Origin of the sequence: Streptomyces sp. NBC_00647 (assembly GCF_045207245.1) — a bacterium.
Taxonomy (GTDB): Bacteria; Actinomycetota; Actinomycetes; order Streptomycetales; family Streptomycetaceae; genus Streptomyces.
In genome coordinates, this window is record NZ_CP109040.1 from 9,957,403 (window position 1) to 9,983,932 (window position 26,530).

The following is a 26,530-nucleotide window of genomic DNA, read 5'->3' on the forward strand; positions in this document are numbered from 1 at the left end:
ACCGATCGGCGATGACCGCAAGGGCGGCACGGATGATCGGCCCCCGATATCGACGTGCGGATAGAGCAGTCGAGCCTGCGCACCGTGCCCGCTGATGTCTGCGCGGTTTTCAGCCTTCCCGGGAGGAACAACGACGTGCCGCAACGGGATTGGGAACAGTACGCCGCGCCTGGGGCGATCGGCCCCAACTCGCCAGCCGAGGTGGACGAGGCGCTCATCGAGGTCGACCCGAAATGTGCGACAGACCTTATGGCGTACCTCGCAGTGGACGAGCTGGTGTTCCCCGGTAGACCACGACGTGACCGCGCCCATGCACGCCGGGCAGCGGCCCGCGTGGTCGAGCTGCTTGGCTACGGGTCCGCCTGGCACACGAACATCAGCGATCTCTCGGATCGGGTACGCGCCTGGAGTTCCGTCACTCGTCACACCTTCGACCGCGTGGTCGTCGGCACTGGCAACGGCTTTACCGTGGTCCTGCTACAGGTAGGCGAAGACTGACCCTCGCCTTGTAAGTTCGATCCAACTGGCCCTTGGCGGGGCCTGGCTGCGCACACGAGTGCCGCCTACGGCCGTCCAACGCTGCAGCTGTCCGTGGTCGTTGATGTCAGCGTTGGATGTCACTGGAACAACTGCGGCATGGGGTAAATCTCCAAGGGCTCGCCCGGCCGATCCGCCCAGTTCCACCAGACGTGCTGACTGACGCATCGCCACAGCGATCGACAGGTCCGCCGGCCGTCGTCCTCGCGTCTGGAGAGCACGAGGCCACCAGACCTCATCGGCTGGCTGCACTCAGGACAGGCCGGGACATCGCTGATCATGTGGCGCACCCTAACGGAACGTGGCTGTAGATCTGCTTCGAATTGCAGCCCGACCGCTTCGTCCCGAAGCAACTTGGACGGGCGCTCTGCCTTGGGCTGGTGTGCCATTACCTGCGGCGATCGTCCGTTGGCGTCTGCGATCGTCCGCTGCTGTTCGTCACCGTTGTCACGCAGTTAGACACGCAGCGGGCGTCAGACCCTCCTCTCGCCCTGCAGGTGTCGGTTCTGGCAGGGCAGGTAACCCTGTGGCCGCGGCGGGATGTCCTGCCGGATGATCGAGCCCATGGATGCTGTCGTTCAGCGGGTGCTTACGTCGTGGACCAAGAAGTCGCGCGGCGGTGCTGAAGCTACCCGGAGGAATGCCGCTCCCACGGCCTTCTTGTTGCCCTCGGGGTTGAGTTCTGCCCTGCACGAGGTCGCCATGTGGGAGTCCGAATCCTTCGTGCCTCGTATGCAGGTGCGGGATCTGCTGAATCCCGGGACAGTCCTTCGCGAGATAGACGGGTTGCTGCGCGTGGATCCACCAGAGGTGACCATGTTCGGTATGCCTCGACGCAACCGACGCCCGCCTGCCGTTCGTCTGGCTCCCGGTCAGTGGCTGCAGTGGCAGATCAACTACCGGTTCGTTGGGAGTTGTGGCGGTGAATGGTCCTACCGGCTGGAGACGTTCAACATCTTCTACGGTTCCGCGGAGCCCGGCGCGTTCCTGGGAGTCCCACCACGCCGTGTGGATGAGCGTCGATCGCTGCGCTGAACACCTTCGCAGTGAAGTCTCTTGACCGAGACCCACCAAGAACATAGCCGTCCGCAGATGGCGACACGACGAGGGGGCAGCCGAAGGGGGAGACCTTTTAAGCGGCCCTGTCGTCTGTGTCACCTCCGCAGGATTCGAACCTGCGACACCCGCTTTAGGAGTTCGATCCCTCATCCGTGCGGCTGGACTCGTGCTTGCTGGGCGGGCCGTGGTCCAGCTTCAATCGCTGTGATCCGTTGTCGTTCGGCGACGTTGATGTCAGCTGGCGATGTCAGACCGTGGGGTGTTCGTTCGGCAGTGGGGCGCGTACGAAGCCACCACCCGGACCCGGATCGAACGCGACTTCGACCCCGAGGCGGTTCGGCGGCTGAAGGCATCTTCCGAGCGTGACCTCACCGTCGGCGGGGCCGCCCTCGCCGCCCACGCGATCGCCGCAGGGCTGGTGGACGAGTACCACCTGTTCGTCGGCCCCGCCGTGTTGGGCGGCGGCAAGCCCTTCCTCCCCGACGGGGCCCGGCTCCGCTTCGAGCTCCTGGACGAACGCCGGCTCACCAGCGGCGTGGTCTACCTCCGCTACCACACCCAGCCGTGAGCACCCGGTGCAGCCGGGCCGGGGCAGATCGGGTGCGCCGATTGCTCAGCCAACCTGCCCCTGGAGGACCTGGCGGGCGATTCTCAGCTGCCTGTCCCGCAGCGCGGTGCGGTCCTTGAGTACGTCGGGGTGATCGTCGAGCCAGCGCTGCTGCATCACGGCGAGTCTGGCGTAGGCGGTGCGCAGGTATCCGGTGTCCTGCTTGCAGTGGACGTCCGCCTTGGTTGCGGGGTGGGTGCGGATGTCCGCGTCGGGCGGCAAGGCTCTGATCAGGTCGAGGGGGTCTTTGGCCTGGACGCGGTTGGTGAGCATGCACTGCCGCCAGCCCTCGTTCGCCTTGCGGAAGAGGGAGTCGTGCTTGAGCCACTTGAACGCTGTCTGCTCCCCTTCGTCGAGCTGCATCCGCAGTTCCGTCCACCGCACCCGGCCGTCGCCCAGCATGTGCTTCTCCGCCTCGGCCTGGCAGCCTCCCGCCGGCATGGTCACCTTGAGCAGCTTGCCCTTGACGGAGATCTCGTTTCCGGGTTTGCCGTAGAGGGCGCGGTTGAAGGCCTCTCCTTGCGGCTGCTCCGGTGGCGCCTGCGTCTGGCTGTCCGCCCCGATTTCTTCGAGGGTCTCGAGACCGAACGGAGTCGGGCGGGACACCGCCGCGTCACCCGCCTTCGCCACGGGAGCGGGCTTGAGGGTGAATCCGCGCTCGGCCATGCAGGCGACGAGGACCTGTTGCTGGGCGGTCGCGATCTGTTCGCCGCTCTGGGTCCAGGCGTAGAGCTGGGTGTAGATCGGCGGACGCAAGCCCTGTTCGGCCAGCATGGCCGGGGACAGCGGACGATGGGGTCGGGGTTCGGGGTTCTGGGCCCTCGCGTCGGCGAGCGCCCAGATCGTTGCGCCCACCGTGACGGTCAGGACGCAGGCGGCGATGTGCCGGCGAGTGCCGTGGAAGCTCAGTGCCATGGGAATCCTGTCGAGGTCCGGAACGTGCGGGCCCGGTTTGCGCCGGGCCCGCCGTTCACAGAGGTCAGAAGCAGTCGGTCGACGTTCGGCCCGGGAGCGTCAGCCGGCTGGCCCGGTTCCGGAGGTCAGCGGGCAGCGGATCGCCGCTCTGCCTGCCCGCCTGGTCGACGGTGGAGGCGGAGTTGACGTAGTGACCGGGGTTCAGGCAGAACAGGAAGCCCGTTCCGTTGGTGTTGTCCCAGTAGTGGCTCTCGTAGTTCCCGGTGCTTGAATTGCTGGCCGAGTAGACGTTGTTGTTGACCGTGTCGTTGCGACCGACCCCGCTCACGTTGTACTCGTCGAAGGTGTCGTTGGAGAAGTCCGGATCGGAGTTGAAGAAGGACTGCCGTGCGGAGTTGATGTCGGTGTAGAAGACGCAGTGGTAGCCGGAGGCGCAGTTGGGGCCGGCGGCCGAGGGGGACGCGCTGGCCAGTCCGAGCGTGGCGGTCATGGCGGCCACTCCTGCGACTGCCGCGAGCTTTGTACGCATGTGCTGTCCTGCCTTCCCAGTGATCCGCTGATGGGTGTTCTGATCGCTTACCGAGCTGAACCTGAGCTTCACGCTGTGTCCCTTCTTCGCGTTCTCTGCGACTACGACGTCATCTCCACGGCGGGGGGTGCCTGTTGGACTGGTCGGTGTCGTTCTGGATGGGCGCACCCGTTCCTTCCTTGATCGGAGGGGTTCAGGAGCCGGTGGGCCCGGTACGGGAAGCGATCGTTGTGAGACGCGGTATAGGGCCCGTATAAGTCCTGATGGGGATGCGTGCGGCGGGTGATCGGGCGTGGCTTCGGCCGGCTGCGCATCGCGCTTCTTTGGGGTATGTGGCCAGAGGGTGCCGGCCTGGGAGGCCGCACCAGGCGGCAGTCCGCTGATCCACGTCAGTGCGGCGTCATGCGTGGGTCGGGCGGGCCGGCGCGGTTCTGCGTCGGAGGGCTGGTGTACCTTCGGGCCGCCAGCGTTGATCCGTGCAGCCTTGGGGGAGGCCGAGTGGAGTTGGGGATTCTGGGGGATCTGGCGGTCCGTCGCGGGGGCTTGCCGGTCGACATCGGATCGCCCAAGGTGCGTCTGCTGCTCGCGGTCCTGCTGAGCAGGCCCGACCGGCCCGTGCCTTCGGAGCTCCTGATGACCGCACTGTGGGGCGAGCGACCGCCGCGCTCGGCGCGTAAGAACCTGCAGCTGTACGTCCATCTACTGCGCAAGGCCCTGGGCCCGGAGCGTATCGAACGGCAGGGCGACGGCTATCGCGTGGTGGCGGGTGATGCGCTGGACGCCACGCGGTTCGAACGGCTGGCCCTCCAGGCGGAGGAGGCCCTGCGACAGGGTGAGACAGCGGGCGCGCAGGAGTTGCACGGTGAGGCGCTGCGGTGCTGGAACGGGCCTGCGTTCGCGGAGTTCCTGGATACCGAAGCCGTCGCGACCCGGGCGGCCCGGCTGGAGGAGCTGCGTCTTGCCGTGCATGAGCGGTGGGCCGATTGCGGTCTGGCCCTCGGCAGGCATGCCGAGGTGGTCGTGGAGCTGACGGGGCTGCTGCCCCGGCATCCCTTTCGGGAGTCGCTCCGCGGCCAGCTCATGACGGCCCTGTATCGCTCGGGCAGGCAGGCCGAGGCGTTCGACCTCTACCGGCGGACCCATGCGCTGTACGGGACCGAACTGGGCGTCGAGCCCGGCCCGGGTCTGCAGCGCCTGCACCAGGCGATGCTCCGCGGAGATGAGGGCCTCATGCCCTCTCCGGTCCCCGTCGCGGCACTGGTGCCGGTCGGGGCCAACCCCTACCGGGGCCTGCCGGCGTTCACCTCCTCGGATCACGACCGGTTCTTCGGCCGCGACCGGCTGTGCGGGCTGCTGTGGGAGCGCGTGGAACGCTTCCCCATGGTCGTCGTGTTCGGCGCGTCGGGATCGGGGAAGACCTCGCTGCTGGCGGCGGGCCTACTGGGCCGGATCCGGCGGGATACGACCGCTCGGTGGCAGCCGGTCATGATGACGCCGACCGACCAGCCGGTGAAACAGCTGGCGGCCGCGCTCGCCGAGCACGACCGGCCCGCCGGTCAGGTGCTGCTGGTGGTCGATCAGTTCGAGGAATTGTTCACCGTGTGCTCCGATCCCACAGTACGGGAGGAATTCGTCGCCGGGCTGTTAGCGGCGTCCCATGCCGGAACGAAGGTCGTGCTCAGTGTCCGCGCGGACTTCTTCGTCCAGATGACCGGGCTGAGCGAGCTGGCGCCGGCGCTGATGAGCGAGGCGCAGCTGTTGGTCGGTCCGCCGTCGGCCGCGGAACTGCGAGAGCTGATCGTCCGGCCGGCGGATCTTGAGGGCTGCTCGGTCGACGCCGATCTGCTGGCGACCGTGGTGGCGGAGGCCTCCGGCGCTGCCGCCGCACTCCCGTTGGTGTCCCACGCGCTGCGGGAGACCTGGCGCAAGCGGGCCGGCCGCACCCTGACCCTCGCGGCGTACCAGGCAGGGGGCGGGATGCACGGTGCGATCGCCCAGACCGCCGAACACGTCTATGCCGAGCTCGAACCCGCCGAGCAGGACCTGGTGCGCCGGCTCATGCAGCGGTTGATCAGCCTGGACGAGGACGGGGTGCGGGACAGTCGGCGACGGGTCCCGCAAACCGAACTCGACGGGATGGGCCCGGCCGCGGCGGTCGCGGATGTGGTCGACGAGCTGGTGGCGGCGCGCCTGGTGGTCGTGGACGAGGATCGGGTGGAGATCGCCCATGAGGCGCTCATCGTGGCGTGGCCCAGGCTGCGGGCCTGGCTGAGCGAGGACCGCCGGCGCCTGGTCGTACGGCAGCGGCTCACTGCCGCGGCCCGAGTCTGGCAGCAGTCGGGGCGGGACGCCGGAGGGCTCTATCGGGGCTTGGGGCTGGCCGAGGCGCGCCCGCACCGCTCGGAGTTGAACCTTCTGGAGCGTGAGTTCCTCGACGCCAGCGAGGAGCTGGCCGAGTCCGAACTCGCTGCGGCGCGGCGCCGGGTCCGCCGGCTGAGGGTCCTGGCGATAGTGCTGGCGGTGCTGCTGGCGGCGACCGTGGCCGGGGGCGGTGCCGCCTGGCAGCAGCGGCAGGTGGCACAGCGCGAGCACCTGACCGTCCTGGCCCATCAGGCGGCGCTCACGTCGCGCTCGCTGGTCGCCACCGACCCGGACGTCGCCCGGTCCGTCGCCCTGGCCGCCTATCGGCTGCATCCCGACGCCGACACCCTGGGCGCGGTGATCAGTACGTCGGCGTCCGCGCAGCCCAGCGTCGTACTCAACACGAACGGGCCCGCGTCGTTCGGCCTGGCCCTGTCCCCTCACGGCTCGTTGGTGGCCGCGGCCACCAGCGACGGCACCGTGGAGCTGTGGGATCCGAAACGACACAGGAGGCTGGCCTCCTTCACCGAGCATGTCGTCAAGCCGCTCCCCCAGGGGTTCTTCGCGCTGAGGGTGGCCTTCAACGCCGACGGGACCCGGCTGGCGTCCCTGGCCCGGTTGAACAATCCGAAGCAGCCGACCGGAGGCTCGGTCGTCGTGCGGGAGGTCCGGTCGAGGAAGGTGCTGTTCAAGCAGGTCGTGTCCGGCGACCTCAGCAACGGTCTGGCCTTCAGCGCCGACGGCACGGTCGTGGCCTACGGCACCGGCGAGGGCACACGGGTAGCCACGCTGGGCGGTGGCAAGGCCGTGTTCCTGCCCACCGGTATGCCCGCGGCACTCAGCCTGGCCGGCGATCAGCGCTCGCTCGCCGTCACCCTTACCGATGGGACGGTGGCCGTCTGGGACATCGAAACCGGTCGCCGTCGCTTCGAGCTGAACACCGAAGGCGCCCAGGTGGCCCGGTTCGGCTCCACATCCGATGTCCTGGCCACGGCCTCCGAAGAACACGGCATCAGGTTCTGGCGGCTGACCGGCCGCTCGGCCCGCCAGTTCGCCGACCTCCCGGTGCAGACGGCCTTCCCCTGGATGATCTCCGCGCCGGTCGGTGATCGGATCGCGATCGCCGACGAAGAGGGCATGATCTCGATCTGGGACTACCGGCGCCGCGAGCAGATCGCCCGCCACGCCGACCGCTACCGCTCGGAGACCATGGCTCTGGACCTGGCACCGGACGCGAGCACGGTGGTCTCGGGCGGTCTGGGACGCACCATCGTGGTGCGCCGGACGGCCCTTCCCTTCAGCGGTCACGGCGGCGCCGTGAACGACGTGGACGTCAGCCCCGACGGCCGGCTCGTCGCCTCCGCCGGCGACGACAGGTCCGTACGGATCTGGAATGCCTCCGGTGCTGCCGAACGGCTGCTGGGCGGCCACTCCGACCATGTCAAGGCAGTCGCGTTCAACCCGGACGCCACGGTGCTGGCGGCCGTGACGCGCGACCACACCCTGACTCTGTGGAACCCGTCGACCGGGCGGCGCTACACCACCATCGCCTTCACCGGTATGGGCACCGGCACGGACGTCGCCTTCAGCCCGGAAGGCAGCACGGTCACCGTGATGTCCCTGGGAGGAACGTTCCGCTGGAGGGTCAGCGACCCGGCACACCCCCGTCCACTGCCGGCGCCGACCGGCCCGCGCACCTCGACCGCCATGGCCTACCCCGCTCGGGGCGGCCTCCTCGTCGCGAGCACACCTGCCGGCGGCATCGCCGTGTGGAGCACCGCCGACGACCGGCTGGTGAAGGCCTTCCCGGCCACGCAGGGGTCCACGCAGGACATCGCGGCCACTCCGGCGGGCGATCTGATCGCCACCGCCGGCTCGGACCACACGGTGCGCCTGTGGTCGACCCGGACATGGAAAAGCAGGGGCACCCTGACCGGCCACACCGCAGCGGTCGGCACGCTCGCCTTCAGCAGGGACGGACGCCTCCTCGCCTCGGCAGGTGAGGATCACACGATCGTCGTCTGGGATGTACGAACCCACCGGCGCATCGCCACCCTCACCGGCCACTCGGCAGACGTGCAGGGCTTGGCGTTCACCCCGGACCGAACCCTGCTGTCCGCGGGAGCCGACCAGCGCATCATCCACTGGCCGCTGACCGCGACCGAAGCCATCCGGCGCATCTGCCGAGCCACCGCCTCACCGCCGACCGCGGCGCAACTCGACCGTTACCTCCCCGGCCAGGACACCGGCGCGCTCTGTCCGCAGCCCTGACCCGGCACGCCGTCGGCGCGGCGTGCTCCCCTGTAAGCGGTCCGTGGCTGGCACCACCGCCCAGGGCGGCCGGGTGACCTTCGGAAATACCCGGGCTATACCGACGCAGGGCACGCTCAGCGCACCGGTCGCTCCCCCCGCCGGCGAGCTCACGATGAGGGCCGTACATGGCTGCCGCCACCTCGGCCCTCATCGTGAGCGCCATGCGGGCGACACACCGCGACCGAACGCGGCCGTCCCGCAGCGCCCAGCCACAGCGGAAGGGCACCTGCCGTCCCATCGCCGCCCGCACACCCCGCCCCAGACACGCATGAACTCGGCACCAAAGAAGGAGGCACGTTGATATCCCTCATCCGCACGCTCAGCCCAGGGCTGCTCGGCAGACTGCTCGTGGCTGTTGCCGCCCTCGTCGTCCTGCCCTGGCAGGCCGCGGCGCCGGCCGCCGCGGCGGCCCCTCCCATCGCCTTCCAACTGCCCTTCACCTGCGGCCAGCAGTGGCGACTCGACAGCTGGGCACACGCACCCGCGCTCGACATGGTCCGCGAGCCCAACCAGGTCGGCACCGAAGGAGCACCGGTGCTGGCTCCGGCCTCCGGCACGGTCCGGCAGTCCTTCTACCACTCCAACGCCGGCAACGTGATCCAGATCAACCACGGGCAGCGCTACTTCACCACATACCTGCACCTGCAGAGCCGCGATGTCAGCGTGGGCCAGACGGTGCAGCGCGGCCAGCTGATCGGCTGGGTCGGCAGGACGGGGCCTACCTCGAACAACCACCCGCACCTGCACTTCGAGCTCGCCTACGACGCCGACAACAACGGAGCCGCCACCTGGGGCAACTCCACCTCCGAACGGATCCGCCCCTGGTTCAACGGCGTCGAGTACGGCCAGGCCAACGGCCAGACCTGGCGGAACGTCACCAGCAACAACTGCGGCGGCACACCAGCGCCCACCTGCAGCGGCGTCAACCTCGACTTCACTGCGTACCCCCTCATCCAGCAGGGATCCAACGGCAGTCTGGTCAAGGCGGCGCAATGCCGACTGATCGCCGCCGGACACAATCCGGGAGAACCGGACGGCGACTTCGGGCCCAACACCGCAACGGCGACGATGGCCTTCCAGTCCGCCCGGGGCCTCACGGCCGACGGTGACATCGGCCCCAGGACCTGGACGGCCCTGCTGTCGTACGGCTCGACACCGGCGCTGCAGAACGGGTCGACCGGCGCGGACGTCAGCCGACTGCAGCGAGCACTGACCGCGGCACTCGGCCGAACCGTGGGCATCGACGGGGACTTCGGCCCCAACACCGAACAAGCCGTGCGCGACTACCAGACCACCCGCAGCCTCGGCGTCGACGGCGACGTCGGCCCGCAGACCTGGGCAGCCTTGCAGGCCGGACGATAAGCACCCTCGTGGGCGGGGAAGCACTCGCGCACTGGGCCATCACGGGTCTCCCTCGCTGTGCGTCTGGTCGGTACGCCTCTACGTCGGACGGGCGACGTGAATTCGACAGACCTGCCGGAAGTTTTCCAGACGCCACCCGGGACGACTCCCGGTACCTGGGCAGCCGAGGGGCGTTGGTCCTGGCATGACGACGTTCGTCCCGATGTTTCTCAACCCCCTGAAACCGAGGAGGCGCGGTTATGTGCGCCTACCTCTACCCGCCAGGGAGAGGGCCACAAGGTGCCCCCCCGTCTCAAGTCGTCTGGACGGGCTGTCCGTTGGCCGGCGCAGCGGTCTTTCGTTCCAGCAGTGTGACTGTGACGCCGGGCGCAATCCGACGTTCGCCGGTGGGGGTGAATCCGCGTCTTTTGTAGAGGGCGAGCGCGGGATGGTTGGCGGTTCCCGTGGAGACCAGGGTCAGGTCTGCGGATTCCATGGCATCGAGATGGTCGAGCAACGCTGTGGCGATGCCGCGGCGGTGTGCGCGGGGATGGACCACGAGTCGGCAGATGTCCAAGGCGCCGTCGTCCGGTCGGGTCCAGGACACGGCTCCGGCCAAGCCGGTCTCGTCAGCGATACCGAGGAAGGACTCGTTGCAGCCGCGCAACTCTTGGAGGGTCTCGTGCAGTGGCGGGATGCCGTCGAAACCGATGAGTGCGGCCTCCACGGCGTAGGCAGCGCGCTGAAGTTCCCACAGCTGGCGCAGGGTGGCTGGGTCGGCCAGGTCGAGGCGGAGGGGCTCGTTGAGTCGTCGGCAAGGTGGTGCGCTGGTATCGCGGTCTCTTGTCACGCTGCGATCGTTTCAGAACTCTCCATCAGCATGCCCAGGGTCGAAGTGGGCTCCGGCGCGTGGGCCACGCCGATTCAGGTGCCCTTCGGATGATCAAGGGTGTCAAAATGGCGCGATGGAGCATCACTTCGTCGGCATCCCGGAGTTGACCGGCGTTCCCCGTGTCGCTGTCGTCATCGACGTCATGCGCGCCTTCACCGTGGCTGCCTGGGCCTTCTCTCGTGGCGTCGAGAGGATCGTCCTGGCCTCGACGGAGAGTGAGGCACTTGCCTTGAAGCGGAGCCGCTCGGGTTGGCTGGCTCTGAAGGACGGAGCACCGGCGGAGGGCTTCGACGCGGTGAACTCACCCGGTCTGCTCAGGTCATGCGATTTCGCCGGCCGCACGCTGGTGCAGAAGACGACGGCAGGAACGGTGGGCGCGCTGGCCGTCGCGAACGCGCCGCTGGTCCTGTGCGCGAGCTTCGTGGTGGCCGGCCCGACCGCGCGGTTCCTGCAGACGAAGGATTCCGGTCCGGTGACGTTCGTCGTCACCGGCGAGGGAGGCCGGGCCGACGAGGACCTGGCCTGCGCCGAATACATCGGCCGACGCATGGCTGGAGGCGATGTCGAGGCGGCCCCGTACCTCCACCGCGCGAGAACTTCTCGTGCCGCGGCCGATCTTGCCGCTGGGCTGCGGAGCGGATACCACCCGGACGATGTCGATCTCTGCCTGGAAATCGACAGGTTCCCCTTTGCGATGATGGCTCGCCAGGAAGAATCTCTCACGGTGCTCCGTCCCGTTGCGGTGCCTGACCTCCCGTTCAATATCCGCTGATCTGCTGGAACTTCGGAGAAGGCGGCGCCGCATCCCGCGGAGGTCGTGGCGCCGGGCAACGCTGATGGCGAGGAGTCGGTGTGCCGTTTGTTGCTTGGGGGCGAGGGGCTGGCTGTCGCTGTCGCTACGTCGGCTCGGGTGCCGTCGGCAGGTTGTGCCAGGAGTGTCCGCAGGTGCCTCTGCAGTACGTCTCGCGGCGGCGAGTGTCGCCGACGGCGAACGCGGAGACGAGGACACGGAATGCCTTGATGTGTTCGGCGGAGGGGAGTCCTGCGAACCCGTAGCGAGGTGGGTCCATGCAGATCATGACCGAGGGGTTGGCCGTGGGCTTCACCCCGGATCGCGCCACCCCCGCGCGGCCGTCCGCAGATGTGATGTGCGCCTGCATCGCGTAGCCGCCGACTTCCCGCAACACCTCCTGCCGGCGTGCCGGGGCGAGGCCGGAGAACCAGGCCACACCGGCGTCCAACGTGCGGAGCCCTTGAGCGATCTCGTTGACGACCTGCTCGGTCTCGCGCCGGAAGGCGGCGCCGTCGTCGCTGCTCGCTCCGCTCATCTCTTGATGGTGTCACGTTGCCGGTTTCGGCCGGGACGGTAGGCCGCTTCAGCGGGACGGCATCACCGGTGAGGTGATCGGACGCAAACCTCTCGCCGTTTTCAACCATGAGGGCAGATGGAGCGGCTGGCCGAGCGGCTGGCCGAGCGGCTGGCCGAGCCGCCGGCCGAGCCGCTGGCGGCAGCTGGGTTTCGCGCCGTCTCGGTGAACCAGCACGGGGTCTCGGCACGTGAGGTAAAAGGGCGGCATGGATACCGCCGTACTTGAGCAGAGGTTCGCATCGAGGCCAACGCGCACAACCTGACCTTGCTCTTCTCTGACCTTCAGGTGAGCGAGCTCCCGGTCGGATACGCACCCTCCAGCTGAGGCCGCTTCCCTCACTGGACGTCCGCTTCACGTGCACCGTCACCTTCGCCTACAAGCAGGCCGGCGGGTCATTGCGCAACGCAAGGTTGCGTATCGGCGATGTGGCGACTAGGGTTATACGCAACCGATGGTTGCTTATTTGGAGGTCCGTGGTGGAGTTCGGAAAGCTGGAGCGCGAGATCCACATCGACGCCGCACCGGAGATCGTGTTCGATGTCGTGAGTCGTCCCGAGCACATCAAGATGTGGTGGTCCGATGACGCTTCGTTCGATCCCGCGCCAGGCGCTGTCGGCGAACTGGTCTGGGGCGACCGCGCCGCGGTGGAACGGATCGTGGTCGTCGACGTGGATCCGCCCCGCAGGTTCTCCTTCCGCTGGGTCGCCGCGGATGGTCAGCTGCCCGACGCCGAAAACTCTCTCCTGGTCAGCATCGAGCTCGAGCCGTCCGGGGACGGCACGATTCTGCGCCTGACCGAGAGCGGCTGGCGAGAAAAGGGCTGGGAAGCCGCCGTGCTCGAGGAAGCCTTCCACGACCACGAGCGCGGCTGGGACTTGTTCCTGCCCAAACTGCAGAGCTACGCCCCTTCCGTGGTGGCGCGATGACTGCCGCGGTCGACGACGAACTCTGGTCGGCGATAGGCGACCCGACCAGGCGCCGCCTGCTCGACCTGCTGCTCGCGGAAGGCGTCGGAACGCCGACCAGCCTGAGTGATCGTCTCCCGATCTCGCGTCAAGCGGTCACCAAGCACCTGGGCGTCCTCGATCGCGCAGGCCTCGTACACGCGACACCGATGGGCCGCGAGCGGCGCTACGAAGTCGACGAGGCGCAGCTCGCCCGCGCGGTCCGGCAACTGAACGAAGTTGGCAAGACATGGGACGCACGACTGAACCGCATCAAGCGCATCGCAGAACAGATCCAGCGTCAGAAACACGAGCGGGACTGACTGCCAGGCCGCCGGAGGAGATCTCTGGCGTCCCGGCGGCCAAGGTCGGCGCCCTGGTGACGCGGCACGCAATGAACCATCACCTTTGGAGGACACCATGAGTGGATTGCTGCTCGGCGACAAGAACGCTGTGATCTACGGAGGCGGGGGCGCTATCGGCGGCGCGATCGCACGGGTATTCGCCCGGGAAGGTGCGAGGGTCTTTATCGCCGGGCGGACACAGGCGAAGCTCGACGCCGTTGCGCGCGATATCGCCGCCACAGGCGGGAAAGTCGAGACGGCACAAGTCGACGTCCTCGATGAACAGGCCGTCGAAAAGCACGCCGACGCCGTCGCGGCGACGGCCGGCAGCATCGACATCGCCCTCAGCGCCGTGAGCGTCATGCACGACCAGGGGACCTCTCTCGCGGACCTCTCACTCGAGGAGTTCATGCGGCCCATCGACGGCTTTCTGCAGACGCTGTTCATCACGAGCAAGGCTGTGGCGCGCCACATGGGTCGCGAGCGGCCCGGCGTCATCCTGACGTTGTCCGAGCCCGGTTCCAAACTGGCCGTGGGCGGCATCTTGGGACACAGCGTGAGCGCGGCCGGCAAGGAGGCCTTCTCGCGGGTTCTGGCCGCGGAGCTGGCACCCGACAACATTCGGGTGGTCTGTATCCGTCCACACGCCGTCGTCGACGCGCCGGCAGCGGGTTCCTACACCAAGGACCTTTTCAAGCAAATGGCGGCAGCGGGCGGGCAGTCGGTCCAGGAAATGCTCGAAGGCGGGGGGATGGTGCAAGGGACGCTTCTGAAGAGGCTGCCTACGCTCTCCGAAATCGCGGAGACGGCCGCGTTCCTGGCTTCGGACCGAGCTGGAGCCATGACCGGCACCGTCGCCAATCTGTCCGCCGGCGCACTGGTCGACTGAGCCTGCCATGTCCGATCGAGCCGACAAGGCCAGGCTGCTTCGTTCCCTGCACATCCCCGGCGCTCCGCTGGTGCTGCCGAACGTCTGGGACGTGGGCAGTGCCCGCGCCGTCGTCGACGCAGGCTTCCCGGTGGTCGCCACCGCCAGCAACGCGATCGCCGCGGCACTGGGCTACGACGACGGTGAGGGTGCTCCGAGGGACGAGATGATGTTCGTCGCCCAACGCATCGCGGCTTCGGTCGACGTGCCGGTCACCGTCGACGCCGAGGCCGGTTACGGGATGGCGCCGGAGGACCTGGTCGAACTGCTGACCGGGATCGGAGCCGCCGGCTGCAACATCGAGGACAGCGATCACGCCGAGGGAGGCCTGATCGACGTCGAGGTCCGCGCCACCTACATCGCGCAGATGCGCGCTGCCGCCGACCGCGTCGGGGTGCCACTGGTCATCAACGCCCGGATCGACTCCTTCTTCCCCACCTCGCCTCTCGCCGAGAATCGAAAGCGTGCCGATGCGATCAGCAGGGCTGAGGCGTACTGGTCGGCCGGCGCTGATTGCGTATTCCCTCCCGGAGCCGGACCGGACGACCTCCGGGCCATCGTCGCGGAGGTCGGCGCGCCGGTGAACGCTGGGTTTCCGCTCAAGCGCGGGTCGCTGGAGGCGCTTCGTGCAATCGGTGTGGCCCGGTTGTCTGTCGGGCCCCAGCTGTATGGCAGCGCACTCGACCACCTGCGCACCGATCTCCTGCCGCTCTTCGCGACACGAAAGTGACGGACCGGATCGACAGTCGCGCGCCGGGCGGACAGTTCTTCACCGGCGGTGTCTCGTCTTGAGGATCCCCGGCCGTCCCAGCCGGTCACGGCGTGGCTTGAGGCGCGGAGGCCGGGGTGGGCGGAGCTTGCAGTCCTCGGCGGCGGCCGTCAGGGACGGCAGCCCGCACCTGCCGGGCGGACAGGTCAACAGCTCGACGCACCGGAGGTATCGATCTGACCCTGGCCGATCGCGAACAGCGCGCGGTCCAGGACCTCCTGGACCGCGCCGAGGGCCGAGATCGTGGTCACCAGACCCTGGGCCTGGTAGTGGTCGACCACCGGCGCCGTCTCGCTGCGATAGACCTTCAGTCGCCTACGAACGGTTGCCTCGCGGTCGTCATCGCGCTGGTACAGCTCACCGCCGCAGACGTCGCAGGCTCCTGCCACTACAGGCGGGCTGTAGTCGAGGTGGAAGATGTGTTCGCGGTCCCGACGGCACAGCCATCGTCCAGCGATCCGCCTGACCACCTCGGCCTCGGGTATCTCCAGGTCGAGCACGGCATCCAGCCTCGACTCCGAGTCGGCCAGGATGCCGTCCAGCGCCTCCGCCTGGGCAAGATTGCGGGGGAAGCCGTCCAGCAGGAATCCGCGCTCGGTGTCCGGGCGGGCAAGGCGCTCTTTGATCACCCCGATCGTGACCTCGTCCGATACCAGAAGGCCGGCGCGCATGTGCGTGTGGGCGTTCCGCCCGAGCTCGGTGCCCTGGTCGATGTGCTCGCGGAACAGGTCACCGGCGGAGATGTGCTGGATCGACAGATGCGCGGCAAGGCGCACTGCCTGTGTGCCCTTGCCGGCTCCGGGCGGCCCGATCAGGAGGATGCGCATCGATGAGGCGTCCCTTCGTCATGCATGGCCAGGGTCAATCCCAGGATTCGAAGCACCTGGGCGTCGTGACTGCGTACACGCCCACGCTCTTTGTGCATCCCAGCAGATGATAGGAGGTCCTCTCGCCAGGGTGCCCAGGTATTTCCGTGGCGTGCCCGGGATGCCGAACGGGTCGTCGAAGGGCATCCGGTCAGTCGTCACCCGCTACGAGAAACGCGCCTAGATCTACCTCGGCCCTGTCACCCTCGTGTCCCTCACCATCTGGCTCCGCACGTGATCCGAGGAACAGTCCCTGGTCCGCGCCACCGAAACCATGCTTGAACCCATTGAGGATGGGGGCCAGTTCGGCGGCGCCGCAGGCCCGCTGCTGCCCGGCGAGTTGGCCTACCAGACCTATCCCGGTGGCGCGGATTCGACCGAAGTCCTCCAGGAAAGAGGGTGGATTCCGCGTGAGCCGCACCAGCAGCCTCACCAAGGGTGGCTGTCAGACACGGACAGCACCAGCGACAACGCGGGGAATGATCAGGTTGTGAAATGGCTGGATCGCCTTGAAGTACAAGCGTCCGACTGGGCGGTGGAACCGAACGACCGTCGTGCACACGCCTTCCTGCCCTTCACCAGAGGAAGACGGACGAACCGCGAAAGAGGTTCGGAAGTCCAGGTGCTTGTCGTCGTCTCCGCACAGGACCTCGTCCTCGGTCACGGCCAACAATCGGAAGGGCCCCATCTTCAGGCCGGGCTCGATCCGGATGTCCTGCACCGGGACGCGCTTCTGCGAGTGGAGTCCTAAGGGCGCCATCAACATGTCGCGCAGGGTGAGCAGTCTGTGCACCCACTCAGGAGTCCCGGTGAAGACCATACGAGTGAACTCGATTGCGCTGGTACCTGCGGGGAGACCCACGGCCACCGCATCCATATGGTCATAGCCGCCGAGACTTGCCACGGCGCTCTCGACAACGGGCCTCGTGTGTTTACGGACTTGCACGTCAGCCATGATCAGGATCCCTCCCCCGTGATGGTCCTACACCTCTGTCTCTGATTCTTCACCACCATCGGGGCGTACCGCGCTCAACGCGCCATTCATCCGTAGGGCCGGCCCTGGCTAGGACGAGGCTGCGGAGTCCGCGGAGGCTGCGGCAGACGCTGCCGGTCGGCCTTGATCCGCCCGGCGCGGATCGCCTCCTCCCGCGCCGCGGCGTTGCGGCGCCCCAGTACTTCGACCGGATCTCGGCGCACGAGCCAGACAATCCGGTGCGGCCCCATCCTCGGTCTGGATGCTCACCCATCCAGAGTCACCGGACGAAGGCTCAAGCGCACCGACCCACGCCTACCCCGTTGCCCCCGGGAACGACCGTGCCCACTGGTACCGCTAGCCTCCTGGCCGTGATCACGCCCTCGCGTCGTCCCTCGATCCCGACTCGTCTGCTCAACGGACGGATCTGCGCCTACGACCTGTCTCCTGACCTCCGGGGTGTGCTCGCACCCACTGCGGAGTTCCGGCCCCTCCCGGACGACGAAGTGAAGAGCCACACGGTCTTCGCCGACCTTGAGCGGGCCGTGTACACGACGCTCAACAGCGTCGTCTGCGCGGCCGCCGACGGGACCGAGCTCTGGCGCTCGGACCTCCGGCCCCTGTCGGACCGTCTGCACGGGCACTGGCCCGGTTGTGCGCTGTCGCTGGACGAGCGCGAGGTGTGGGTCTACCGGCCCACGCGATGGCTGGGCGCAACGGACCGGACCGGTGGGTCGTACTGGACGCCAGAACGGGCGCCCCCGTCGCCGGTGCCGACCTGGAGACCGTCGGGCACGGCGGCCAGCAGTACCGGAACCCCTCGGACGGCCACATTCTCCTGGACGTAGGTGAGGGCCAGGACGGCTCGGTCATCTACCGGGCGGCACTGGACGGGGCCGAGGTCAGGCTGACCCGCTACCCGTGGCCCGACCGGTGCCTCATCGACCTGGCACCCGACGGCCGCCAGTTCATGACAGTCGACCACGGGCAGGCCGACGTCGCCTTCCACAATTACCCCGACGGGGACACGACGCTCGTCCTGACGGCCGACGCCTTCGGGCACGACGCGGAGGACGCGTACATCGAATGGAGCGGCGGCTACCTCACTCCGGACACCGCCCTCACGAGGAGGACGAGGACCTGGACGACGACGAGAGGGAGTGGCACCGTCACTACCACCTCGACCTGCTCACACGCGAGATCACCGAGTTCCCCGTCACCAGCCACAACTCGTACGACCTCACTCCCCTCGGCGACGGAACCTGGCTGACCAGCGACCCTTCCGGCCACCCCATCCGCTGGCCCGCCCACTGACACCGACCTTCCGCCCAGTGCCATACCGAACCGTTCTGTCAGCCTTATGAACAGGGTTCAGAGGTATCCGCGGCCATTGCCTCGGCTCAGATGTCCCCTGCACGCAGCACAAGCCTTGGGGAGGTCCGTTCCGTGAAGAGCCGCACCGCCATCATCGTCGCGTCCGCCGCTCTCATTGTCGCCGTCGGCGCCATGGGAGGGCTGAGCGACAATGTCATCAGCGCCGCCGCCGAATCCCCGGACGCGAAGGCCGGCGCCTCGTCGGCCAACGCCCCGCAGGACGCCACCTCGAGGACGTCCGACATCCTCGACAACGCCCTCGGCACAGCCGGCATCCCTGGTCTGGTCTTCACATACGTTCTCGATGTGGCGTAGCCACGCAGCACAAGCCCCTCGACCGTCGTGACCGACCAGTCGGGGGCTTCTGCGTGCCTACCGCGCCCTCGGTGCGGCGGACTTGAGCAGGGAGCTGCGGCGTGCGGCGGTTGCCGAGTTCGCGTTTGCCGCCCCCGTGGCGGGTGCCTGGGGGCGATTGTCAAGATCTGGGGATGGGAGCCCCACCGACCCAGCGACGATAGGCACCCACGTCGACATTGCCTCCGCATACGATGGTGACCACGTGTCGACCGGCGAAGCGGTCACGGTCTTCGAGGATCGCCGCGATGCCAAGTGCGGCCGACGGTTCGACTACGAGGCCGGCGTGGTCGAACAGGAGCCTCATACCGGCGATGATCGACGCTTCCTCGACCAGGACGGCGTCGTCAGCGACCAGGAGGAGGTCGTCCAGGACGGCCGGGATGGGGCGTCGACCGGCGACGCCGTCAGCGATGGTGTCGGTCGTGTCGGTGGTGACGACGCGCCGTTGGCGCCACGAGTGTGTCATCGCCGGTGCGCCCAGCGGCTGGACGCAGATCACCTCGGCTTCGGGTGCACAGGCCTTCACCACATGCCCCACACCGGTGGCCAGCGCCCCGCCGCCGAGAGCGATCAGGACGGCGTCGACCGACGGCAGGCCGTCCACCAACTCCAGCCCGATGGTCGCCGCACCCTCGCAGGTCTCGATGTCCAGGCTGTCTTCGAGCAGTCGGATGCCGTCGTACCGCGAGACAGCCGCCGCCCGCGCGCGAGCCATCTCGAAGTCGCCGTCCACCAGTTCCAAGGTGGCCCCCAATGCGCGAATGCGATCAAGCTTGGCCGCAGGCGCGAAGCGGGATGCCACGACGGCGACGTCGAGCCCACGGGCGCGACCGGACCAAGCGAGGGCTTGGCCGAGGTTGCCTGCGCTGGCGCACACCACGGCTCGTGAGCCATGGTCGGCGAGCAGGCTCGTCACGACCTCGGTACCACGGGCCTTGAAGCTGCGGACCGGGTTCGCCGTTTCGAGCTTGATGCTCACCGTGCATCCGAGGCCGGGCTCCAGTGCCTCGCAGCGGTACAGCGGACTGTCGAGAAAAATGGGGTCGATCACCCGGCGAGCCGCCCGGATCCGAGCAATATCTAAACGCGTCTCCTGCACACCACAGGAGCCTAGTACGGCAACGGTTTCTGTTCTGATGGCTGGGCAGTGGCGCTGTGGCGCGTGGAGACCTGACGGATGCGCAGTGGTCACGGCTGGAGCTGCTGCTGCCGCGCCGGGAAGGGCCGGGGCGGCCGCCGATCTGGACCGGGCGGCAGCTGATCGACGGCATACGGGGGCGTACCCGCGCCGGAACACCCTGGCCGGGACGTGGCTGAGCGCTACGGCCCGTGGGACCGGGTGTACGACCTGTTCCGGCGATGGCAGCGCAACGGGACGTGCAAAAGGATCCTGGAACGGCTCCAGACCGAGGTCGGCGCGAAGGGCTTGATCACCTGGGAGGCCAGCGTGGACTGCACCGTCTGCCGTGCCATCAGCACACCGCGGGCGCCCGCAAAAAGGGGATCTCCAGAAAGAGCCTCCCGGCAGCATCCACACCGAGCCGGATGACCATGTCCTCGGGCGGTCCCGCGGCGGGCGGACCACGAAGACTCACCTCGCCGCCGAACAGGGGCAAAGGCCCATGCCTTTCATCATCACGGCCGGGCACCGGCACGACAGCCCGCAGTTTCAACGGGTGCTCGAGAAAGTTCGGGTCCCCGCACCAGTCCAGGGCGGGCCCCGGCGCTACTGTCCTTGGTGAACGGCCAGTTCAATCCAAGGAGCGCACGGTGGCCTTGTTCCGGCGTGACTACTTCGCCTGCTGAGTCACTACGTTCAGCGGATGGTCTTGAACTCATCCGCGAAGTCGCCGAACGCCTGCTGCAGGAACTGATCGAGGCCGAGGCCACCGCGCTAGTTCGGCATCGTGGCGTGCCCCCGTCGCGTAGCCCAGCAGACGCCGGGAGAACGGGTCGATGACCGTGGGCAGATACAGCTTGCCCTCACCGGTTTCGATCTGTGTCATGTCCCCGCACCAGACCAGGTCGGGGGCCTCGGCGGTGAAGTCGCGGCCCACGAAGTCCGGGGCGGCCGGCCGTTTGCCCGTGCTCGGTCCTGAAGCCGCTGATCCCCCCGACGACGGGCGCTGGGTCCGCCACGGCTACTTCACCCACAGGACCATGCAGCGTCTGAGGACATCACGCTCCATGACCAGCTCCTTGCTGTCCCGCTTGAGCTGGGCGTTCTCCCGCCGCAACCGCTCCAGCTCGTCACTCCCGCCGGCTTGTGCGGTCCCTGCTCGACGGGCAAAGGAGACCCAGCTCGCCAGGGTGGTCTCGTTGATCCCCAGGCACTCGGCGACCTCGGCCATCGTCTTGCCGGTCTCCGTGACGTCCGTACAGTCTCCTCACGGAACTCCGGCCCGAACTTCCGTCGCTTCTCCGCCATGACTCCCAACTTCCACTGCAGTCACGGTCTCTACGCTACGAGGGGAGGGGCACGAGAAACAGGACTATGCGTTGAAGGCTCAACATATGGTCGACGTGCAAGCGTATTGGCCTCGTCGCATCATGGAGGTGTAAGCGGACGTGCCGCTTTCCGTGATGATGGTTGCCTGGCAATTTTTACGGCCGTGTGGGTGTGCCAGGAACGAGGCGGCGATGGCCACTATCCTGGAACTGCAGATTTGCAAGCTTCACCCGCGTGAGTACGAGGTGCGGGTGGTGAAGGCTGCTGCTGGCGGGGAGCCCAGAGCGCCGCTAATTCTCAACGTTGACGAGTTGCTGGAGCAGCGCCCTGCGCTGGAGGACAAGGTGGTGTTCTCCGCCGAGCCAACTCGCCGGGCTGTACGGCCGAGTGAGCAGCTGGTGCAACGTGTAGGACGCCAACTGTTCGACGCACTATTCAGTGACCAGATCTTGGTAACCTACCGCGCGAGTCTTGGCGTGGCGCAAGAGCGACAGGAATGCCTGCAAATAGTGCTGCGGCTGGATCCGCCAGAGCTGGCGCTCCTACCCTGGGAGGCTCTGTTCGACTTCCGCAACGACTCCTATGTGTGCCTCCAGGAGCCGATAGTCAGACACCTTCCATCCGAGCGCACGCTCAACCCCTTGCCCGTGCAGCCGCCGCTGCGGATCCTTGCGGTAATCGCCTCTCCGCGCGGCCTCCCCTTGCTGGACACCAACGCCGAATGCGCACGATTGGAGGAGGCGCTGGCAGAGCAAGTCAAGGTCGGCTCGGTCGAGTTGGTCTGGTTGACGGACGCAAGCTGGACGAGTTTGCACAACCGCCTCCATGCTGGCCCATGGCACGTAATCCACTTCATTGGCCACGGTGACTACGACCTCCATTACGAAGAGGGTCAGATTGCGCTGGTGGGCGCGGGCGGTCGCGCTCACATGGTAGAAGCGTTTCGCCTCGCACAACTTATCAGGTTGGCCAACCCCGTACCTCGACTAGTGGTGCTTAATTCCTGTGCCTCCGCTCAAGGAGGGGCTGGGGACGGATTCTCAAGTACTGGAGCCGCCCTCGTTCGCAGCGGAATAAACGCAGTGGCAGCAATGCAGTTTTCGATCAGCGACGATGCCTCAGTATGCTTCGCTCACGGGTTCTATACTGCGCTGGCTTATGGTCGTCGAGTCGACGATGCCGTCAGGAGTGGACGGCTCTCCATGCTTGGTGCCAGCAAGTCGTTGGAGTGGATAACTCCCGTGTTGTACGTTCACGGCGAGGCGGACGTTCTTTTTGACTTGACCGCCCAGCCTCAGCCACCGAAGGGAGGCGCCCAATGCAACGTTGGATCGCTCCGGCTTTACACCAAGGCCAGTGAAGAATTGCGGATCGGCCACCTCGGTAAGGCCATCGAGTTGCTTGACGACTTGCTCTCTTTCGACCCTGATAATAGCGACGCCATCAAGATGCGTGATCAGGCGGCCAGGCAGGAGCGGCTCATAAAGGTCTATGACCGAGCAGCAGAGGCTGAGGAATCTGAAGACTGGAACACCGCGATCGACCGCTATGAACAGATCATGCAGGGGGATCCGAATTACCGGGATACCGTCACTCGACTCGACTTCTGCCGCGACCGTCAGGCCATCGCCCACCTGCAAGATAAACTGCGCTCCTTCGCGAGCGAAGAGCGATGGCAAGCCGCACTTTACGTCAGTGAAAAACTTGAGCAACTGGACGCGACCGCTGCCGACCCCGACGGACTGTCCACACGGGCTCGCCAAGAAGTAGCAAAAGAACAGTACACGGCACACCTAGAAAACCTGTACGCCCAGGCTTTCGAAGCGGAACGCTCCAAAGACTGGAACACCGCGATCGACGGCTTTGAACAGATCATGCAGGGGGATCCGGATTACCGGGATACTGTCACTCGACTCGACTTCTGCCGCGACCGTCAGCGCATCGCCCACCTGCAAGATAAACTGCGCTCCTTCGCGAGCGAAGAGCGATGGCAAGCCGCACTCGAAGTCAGTGAACGACTTGAGCAACTGGACGCGACCGCTGCCGACCCCGACGGACTGTCCACACGGGCTCGCCAAGAAGTACACCTAGAAAACCTGTACGCCCAGGCTTTGGCTTTCGAAGCGGAACGCTCCAAAGACTGGAACACCGCGATCGACCGCTATGAACAGATCATGCAGGGGGACCCGGATGACCGGGATACTGTCACTCGGCTCGACTTCTGCCGCGACCGTCAGCGCATCGCCCGCCTGCAAGATAAACTGCGCTCCTTCGCGAGCGAAGAGCGATGGCAAGCCGCACTCGAAGTGGGTGAACGACTTGAGCAACTGGACGCGACCGCTGCCGACCCCGACGGACTGTCCACACGGGCTCGCCAAGAAGTAGCAAAAGAACAGTACACGGCACACCTAGAAAACCTGTACGCCCAGGCTTTCGAAGCGGAACGCTCCAAAGACTGGAACACCGCGATCGACGGCTATGAACAGATCATGCAGGGGGATCCGGATTACCGGGATACTGTCACTCGACTCGACTTCTGCCGCGACCGTCAGGCCATCGCCCACCTGCAAGATAAACTGCGCTCCTTCGCGAGCGAAGAGCGATGGCAAGCCGCACTCGAAGTGGGTGAACGACTTGAGCAACTGGACGCGACCGCTGCCGACCCCGACGGACTGTCCACACGGGCTCGCCAAGAAGTAGCAAAAGAACAGTACACGGCACACCTAGAAAACCTGTACGCCCAGGCTTTCGAAGCGGAACGCTCCAAAGACTGGAACACCGCGATCGACGGCTATGAACAGATCATGCAGGGGGACCCGGATTACCGGGATACCGTCACTCGACTCGACTTCTGCCGTGACCGTCAGCGCATCGCCCGGTCAACCTCGAGCGGTCGCAATTCATCGTCGATCTTCGCAAGAAAGACACTCGATATCGCCGCTCCTTGCGGGGCCATGGCATGGGGATCAAGTGGCCAGCATCAGTCCGTTCAGCACCTAGCCGTCGACATTTGGACCGATGCGCAGATTAACGTCTACGACATGGCCGGTGCTGAGCGGTTGAATATCAAGACAGGAAAGAAGGGGCCTCCCTATATTGCATCGTTCAGTCCGGACGGCACGCGCCTCGTCGGCAAAGGAAAAAAGGGCGCCACAATATGGAATTCCTATACAGGAAAGAAACTTCTTCACATACCGGCCGGGAATGGAGTGGCCGCAGCAGAATTCAATCCGGATGGCACCTGTGTCGCCACCGGATCTTACGACTTGGCTTGCATCTGGGATGCTGAGACCGCCGAGAAAGTTTTCTGGGCTGAACAGCGGCCTGTACAAGCAGTGGCCTTTAGCCCGGACGGAAACCGATTGATTGTGGCTGATCAATGTGGACTACATGTGTGGCAAGTGGATACTGGCCTAAAAATATTTGAAGATCGCCGAAGCTTTTTGAACTCAGTGGCGTATAGCCCGGACGGGAAACGCGCCGCTGCAGGCAGCAGCACTGATAACAAGGCCTACCTTTGGAACCCGGGCCAGGTCCACGAATTGGCTCACAATGCGCCTGTCACATCTGTGGCATTCAGCCCGGATGGTACCCGGCTCGCCACTGGCAGCGAAGACGGAAGAGTGCGCATTTGGGATGCAGTCAACGCGCATATGATGCGGAAAATACGTCATAATCTTCCTGTTAATTCGTTGGCATTCAGTCCAGGCGGCACCCGTCTAGCAACCGGCACTCGACACGCTGTCACGGTGTGGGCGCTTCAATATTTCTAGTGGTCTTCCAAAAAAGGAGGAGAGCCCATGGGGCGGCTTGTTGAATTCCCTGCTGAGGGTGGCAGTACCGTACTCGTCGAGGTCAGTGACCAATCGACTGGAGTGGTGACGCGCGGAATTAATGGATCCAACATCACGGAACGCGCTCAACGCACCTTTGAGGATGCTATATACCGCGTGCAGCCCGCCATCCACGCGGTAGTCTCCCATATTCAATCCGCAGCGCAGTCTCCCAACGAGGTCCAAGTCGAGTTCGGACTGAACCTGCATGCCGAGGCAGGCGCTTTTATTGCCGCAGCGAGCGCCACTGCCAATTTCACCGTCACACTCACCTGGCACCGGAACGAGCCGCGACCCGCCGAATGAAGGACGGGGCAGACCCGGATCACCGTACTGGGGCGTCATGTGATGGCCTGCCCGCTGTAGTCGTCAGCGGAGCCGCAGTCCTCCACCAATAGATATGGTATTGCGGCCCTTCACAATGCAAAGTGTCTTCGGTGACGCTGATGCGCCGATTGTCGTCGAACTCGCGCAAAATCCAGAACTACAAGGCGTTCCGGGAGGTCGGGCGTGTGATGCGGACCGTGGCGCTGCTGCGGTTCCTCGCCGACTCGGGGCTGCGAGCACGGGTGACCGCGGCCACCAACAAGGCCGAGGCCTGCAAACGGGTTCTCCGCCTGGACGCTGCTCGAGGAGGAGCTGATGCGACGGCTGTGCGAGACCGCCGTCCTGGGGCTGGTCCGCCATACGAGCAGTGTCATCGCGGCGACGCGGGGCGGTGGCGATCGGCGACCTGAGGGTGGCAGCCGGGGTCAGCAGCACTCATCTGGCACAGCGGTTCAAAGAGCTCATCGACGTCACGCCGAAGCGGCTGGCCCGAACCTACCGCTTCGCCGCCACCGTGTTCGCGATTAACCCCGCCGGACCGATCGACTTGGGCGACCTCGCCGGTGGCGCAGGCTACTTCGACCACGCCCACTTCGGCCACGAGTTCCGGGCGTTGACCGCAGTCCGGTTGGACGAGGCGCTCGCGGCCTCTCTCACACATGCAGGTTGGGCCGGTAGATGAGCTCTTGGATGTGGCCGTCGAGCGTCCGGTGCTCGATGAGCTCGAGGTCGAAGTCGGCCGCACCCTGGAAGATGGGGTCCAGCCCGGTCTGGCCGGTGATCACGGGGAAGAGCGTCACCTGGACGCGGTCGACCAGACCGGCGGCCATCAGCGCCCGGTTCATCGACAGACTGCCGTGCGAGCGCAGCGCTACGTCGGATTCCTTCTTGAGCCGAGCGACGACGTCGATGGCGTCGCCGCTCACGACGTTCGCATCCGGCCAGTCGAGGGGTTCTTCCAGGGTGGTCGACACCACCGTCGCCGGCAGGCTCCTCATCCGCGTGACCCATGGGTCACGTACCTCGGACTCGTCGGTGCTCGAGGCGATCATCTGTGCGAACGCCCTGTACGTGTTGGCCCCGAAGACCATCCGCTGCTCCTCGTCGTACAGGGCGAGGCGGCGGTCGAGGAGCTCGGGGCCTTGCTTGCCCCAATAGCCGGTCCAGTTGCCGCCGGCGGCGCCGAAGCCGTCGAGGCTGGAAAAGACGTCGAAGGTGTAGGTAGCGGTCATGACGTTCTCCTCGAGTGCGGTTGTTCGGGTGTGTGGATTTCGGGTGTGTGGATAGAGACCGGAGACCACAGCAGAACTCATCGTTCACGGACTCCTGGAGTCCGGCGCCGACCCGGATGCGGCGCAGGGCGACGGTGCTCCTCAGGCATAGCCGCACAGGAGATGCGGGACACCCTCAGCAAGCATTTCCCAGGCGATCCGCCTCCGCAT

At 66.4% G+C, this 26,530-nt stretch carries 27 protein-coding genes and 3 pseudogenes; 20 read left to right on the forward strand and 10 right to left on the reverse strand.

Annotated features, from left to right (window positions below; genetic code table 11):
- The first annotated feature begins 54 nt into the window (after window positions 1–54).
- The 3 genes from OG788_RS43880 to OG788_RS43890 all read left to right on the forward strand — a co-directional run bounded on the left by OG788_RS43880 (window position 55) and on the right by OG788_RS43890 (window position 2,164).
- Window positions 55–498, forward strand: a complete 444-nt coding sequence (locus OG788_RS43880) for a hypothetical protein (protein WP_406376466.1) — start codon at window positions 55–57, stop codon at window positions 496–498.
- A 603-nt stretch (window positions 499–1,101) separates the two neighbouring features.
- Window positions 1,102–1,572 carry a hypothetical protein gene (locus OG788_RS43885; RefSeq protein WP_406376467.1) on the forward strand — a complete coding sequence of 157 codons (471 nt, stop codon included), beginning with the start codon at window positions 1,102–1,104 and terminating at the stop codon, window positions 1,570–1,572.
- Between the two features lie 268 nt (window positions 1,573–1,840).
- The gene (locus OG788_RS43890; RefSeq protein WP_406376468.1) at window positions 1,841–2,164 is read left to right on the forward strand and encodes a dihydrofolate reductase family protein; all 324 of its coding nucleotides are present in this window, start codon (window positions 1,841–1,843) and stop codon (window positions 2,162–2,164) included.
- 45 nt (window positions 2,165–2,209) lie between these two features.
- Here OG788_RS43890 and OG788_RS43895 read toward each other — a convergent pair whose 3' ends face one another.
- Window positions 2,210–3,118, reverse strand: a complete 909-nt coding sequence (locus tag OG788_RS43895; RefSeq protein WP_406376469.1) for a hypothetical protein — start codon at window positions 3,116–3,118, stop codon at window positions 2,210–2,212.
- A 64-nt stretch (window positions 3,119–3,182) separates the two neighbouring features.
- Window positions 3,183–3,608, reverse strand: a complete 426-nt coding sequence (locus OG788_RS43900) for a hypothetical protein (RefSeq protein ID WP_406376470.1) — start codon at window positions 3,606–3,608, stop codon at window positions 3,183–3,185.
- Between the two features lie 537 nt (window positions 3,609–4,145).
- Here OG788_RS43900 and OG788_RS43905 point away from each other — a divergent pair.
- The 3 genes and pseudogenes from OG788_RS43905 to OG788_RS43915 form a co-directional block, all read left to right on the forward strand.
- Complete coding sequence (locus tag OG788_RS43905) at window positions 4,146–8,279, forward strand: BTAD domain-containing putative transcriptional regulator (RefSeq protein WP_406376471.1); 4,134 nt, start codon at window positions 4,146–4,148, stop codon at window positions 8,277–8,279.
- 534 nt (window positions 8,280–8,813) lie between these two features.
- Window positions 8,814–9,074, forward strand: a pseudogene (locus tag OG788_RS43910) (M23 family metallopeptidase); the annotation flags it as partial.
- A 141-nt stretch (window positions 9,075–9,215) separates the two neighbouring features.
- Window positions 9,216–9,683, forward strand: a pseudogene (locus OG788_RS43915) (peptidoglycan-binding protein); the annotation flags it as partial.
- A gap of 292 nt (window positions 9,684–9,975) precedes the next feature.
- Here OG788_RS43915 and OG788_RS43920 read toward each other — a convergent pair.
- Window positions 9,976–10,512 carry a GNAT family N-acetyltransferase gene (locus OG788_RS43920; RefSeq protein WP_406376472.1) on the reverse strand — a complete coding sequence of 179 codons (537 nt, stop codon included), beginning with the start codon at window positions 10,510–10,512 and terminating at the stop codon, window positions 9,976–9,978.
- Between the two features lie 115 nt (window positions 10,513–10,627).
- On the opposite strand from OG788_RS43920, the gene OG788_RS43925 reads away from it, so the two are divergent.
- A complete protein-coding gene (locus tag OG788_RS43925; protein ID WP_406376473.1) occupies window positions 10,628–11,326 on the forward strand; it encodes a 2-phosphosulfolactate phosphatase in 699 nt (232 codons plus the stop codon).
- Window positions 11,327–11,450: 124 nt separating this feature from the next.
- On the opposite strand, the gene OG788_RS43930 is transcribed toward OG788_RS43925, so the two are convergent.
- Window positions 11,451–11,882 carry a DUF5958 family protein gene (locus OG788_RS43930; RefSeq protein WP_406376474.1) on the reverse strand — a complete coding sequence of 144 codons (432 nt, stop codon included), beginning with the start codon at window positions 11,880–11,882 and terminating at the stop codon, window positions 11,451–11,453.
- 117 nt (window positions 11,883–11,999) lie between these two features.
- On the opposite strand from OG788_RS43930, the gene OG788_RS43935 reads away from it, so the two are divergent.
- The 5 genes from OG788_RS43935 (at window position 12,000) to OG788_RS43955 (ending at window position 14,870) form a co-directional block, all read left to right on the forward strand.
- Entirely contained in the window at window positions 12,000–12,149 is a 150-nt protein-coding gene (locus OG788_RS43935; RefSeq protein WP_406376475.1) for a hypothetical protein, read from the forward strand.
- Between the two features lie 248 nt (window positions 12,150–12,397).
- On the forward strand, window positions 12,398–12,850 hold the full coding sequence (locus OG788_RS43940) for an SRPBCC domain-containing protein (protein ID WP_406376476.1): 453 nt from the start codon (window positions 12,398–12,400) through the stop codon (window positions 12,848–12,850).
- On the forward strand, window positions 12,847–13,191 hold the full coding sequence (locus OG788_RS43945; protein ID WP_351542315.1) for a helix-turn-helix domain-containing protein: 345 nt from the start codon (window positions 12,847–12,849) through the stop codon (window positions 13,189–13,191). The genes OG788_RS43940 and OG788_RS43945 overlap by 4 nt, the downstream gene beginning before the upstream one ends.
- A 97-nt stretch (window positions 13,192–13,288) precedes the next feature.
- On the forward strand, window positions 13,289–14,101 hold the full coding sequence (locus OG788_RS43950; protein WP_406376477.1) for an SDR family NAD(P)-dependent oxidoreductase: 813 nt from the start codon (window positions 13,289–13,291) through the stop codon (window positions 14,099–14,101).
- A 7-nt stretch (window positions 14,102–14,108) separates the two neighbouring features.
- Window positions 14,109–14,870: an isocitrate lyase/phosphoenolpyruvate mutase family protein gene (locus tag OG788_RS43955; protein WP_406376478.1), complete on the forward strand. Its 762-nt coding sequence runs from the start codon at window positions 14,109–14,111 to the stop codon at window positions 14,868–14,870.
- Between the two features lie 185 nt (window positions 14,871–15,055).
- Here the strand turns inward: OG788_RS43955 and OG788_RS43960 are convergent, their stop codons facing one another.
- A complete protein-coding gene (locus OG788_RS43960) occupies window positions 15,056–15,736 on the reverse strand; it encodes an adenylate kinase (protein WP_406376479.1) in 681 nt (226 codons plus the stop codon).
- A gap of 484 nt (window positions 15,737–16,220) precedes the next feature.
- Window positions 16,221–16,730, reverse strand: coding sequence for a DUF2867 domain-containing protein (locus OG788_RS43965; protein WP_406376480.1), 510 nt, complete (start codon window positions 16,728–16,730; stop codon window positions 16,221–16,223).
- Window positions 16,731–17,119: 389 nt separating this feature from the next.
- Between OG788_RS43965 and OG788_RS43970 the strand changes: the two genes are divergently transcribed.
- From OG788_RS43970 to OG788_RS43980, 3 genes are all read left to right on the forward strand, one after another.
- Window positions 17,120–17,596: a hypothetical protein gene (locus tag OG788_RS43970; protein WP_406376481.1), complete on the forward strand. Its 477-nt coding sequence runs from the start codon at window positions 17,120–17,122 to the stop codon at window positions 17,594–17,596.
- A 238-nt stretch (window positions 17,597–17,834) separates the two neighbouring features.
- Window positions 17,835–18,062 carry a hypothetical protein gene (locus tag OG788_RS43975; protein WP_406376482.1) on the forward strand — a complete coding sequence of 76 codons (228 nt, stop codon included), beginning with the start codon at window positions 17,835–17,837 and terminating at the stop codon, window positions 18,060–18,062.
- A 132-nt stretch (window positions 18,063–18,194) separates the two neighbouring features.
- Window positions 18,195–18,437: a hypothetical protein gene (locus OG788_RS43980; protein ID WP_406376483.1), complete on the forward strand. Its 243-nt coding sequence runs from the start codon at window positions 18,195–18,197 to the stop codon at window positions 18,435–18,437.
- 160 nt (window positions 18,438–18,597) lie between these two features.
- Here OG788_RS43980 and OG788_RS43985 read toward each other — a convergent pair whose 3' ends face one another.
- On the reverse strand, window positions 18,598–19,578 hold the full coding sequence (locus tag OG788_RS43985; RefSeq protein ID WP_406376484.1) for a threonine/serine dehydratase: 981 nt from the start codon (window positions 19,576–19,578) through the stop codon (window positions 18,598–18,600).
- Between the two features lie 56 nt (window positions 19,579–19,634).
- Between OG788_RS43985 and OG788_RS43990 the strand changes: the two genes are divergently transcribed.
- The gene (locus OG788_RS43990) at window positions 19,635–19,796 is read left to right on the forward strand and encodes a transposase (RefSeq protein ID WP_406376485.1); all 162 of its coding nucleotides are present in this window, start codon (window positions 19,635–19,637) and stop codon (window positions 19,794–19,796) included.
- A gap of 518 nt (window positions 19,797–20,314) precedes the next feature.
- Here the strand turns inward: OG788_RS43990 and OG788_RS43995 are convergent.
- Window positions 20,315–20,485: a hypothetical protein gene (locus OG788_RS43995; RefSeq protein ID WP_406376486.1), complete on the reverse strand. Its 171-nt coding sequence runs from the start codon at window positions 20,483–20,485 to the stop codon at window positions 20,315–20,317.
- A gap of 135 nt (window positions 20,486–20,620) precedes the next feature.
- Window positions 20,621–20,839 (reverse strand): annotated as a pseudogene (locus tag OG788_RS44000) (transposase); the annotation flags it as partial.
- Between the two features lie 280 nt (window positions 20,840–21,119).
- On the opposite strand from OG788_RS44000, the gene OG788_RS44005 reads away from it, so the two are divergent.
- The 4 genes from OG788_RS44005 (at window position 21,120) to OG788_RS44020 (ending at window position 25,770) form a co-directional block, all read left to right on the forward strand.
- The gene (locus tag OG788_RS44005) at window positions 21,120–24,701 is read left to right on the forward strand and encodes a CHAT domain-containing protein (RefSeq protein ID WP_406376487.1); all 3,582 of its coding nucleotides are present in this window, start codon (window positions 21,120–21,122) and stop codon (window positions 24,699–24,701) included.
- A gap of 27 nt (window positions 24,702–24,728) precedes the next feature.
- The gene (locus OG788_RS44010; RefSeq protein WP_406376488.1) at window positions 24,729–25,067 is read left to right on the forward strand and encodes a CU044_2847 family protein; all 339 of its coding nucleotides are present in this window, start codon (window positions 24,729–24,731) and stop codon (window positions 25,065–25,067) included.
- Between the two features lie 131 nt (window positions 25,068–25,198).
- Complete coding sequence (locus OG788_RS44015; protein WP_406376489.1) at window positions 25,199–25,498, forward strand: Tn3 family transposase; 300 nt, start codon at window positions 25,199–25,201, stop codon at window positions 25,496–25,498.
- A complete protein-coding gene (locus tag OG788_RS44020) occupies window positions 25,480–25,770 on the forward strand; it encodes a helix-turn-helix domain-containing protein (RefSeq protein ID WP_406376490.1) in 291 nt (96 codons plus the stop codon). The genes OG788_RS44015 and OG788_RS44020 overlap by 19 nt, the downstream gene beginning before the upstream one ends.
- Here OG788_RS44020 and OG788_RS44025 read toward each other — a convergent pair.
- A complete protein-coding gene (locus OG788_RS44025; RefSeq protein WP_406376491.1) occupies window positions 25,742–26,320 on the reverse strand; it encodes a dihydrofolate reductase family protein in 579 nt (192 codons plus the stop codon). The genes OG788_RS44020 and OG788_RS44025 overlap by 29 nt on opposite strands.
- Between the last annotated feature and the right edge of the window lie 210 nt (window positions 26,321–26,530).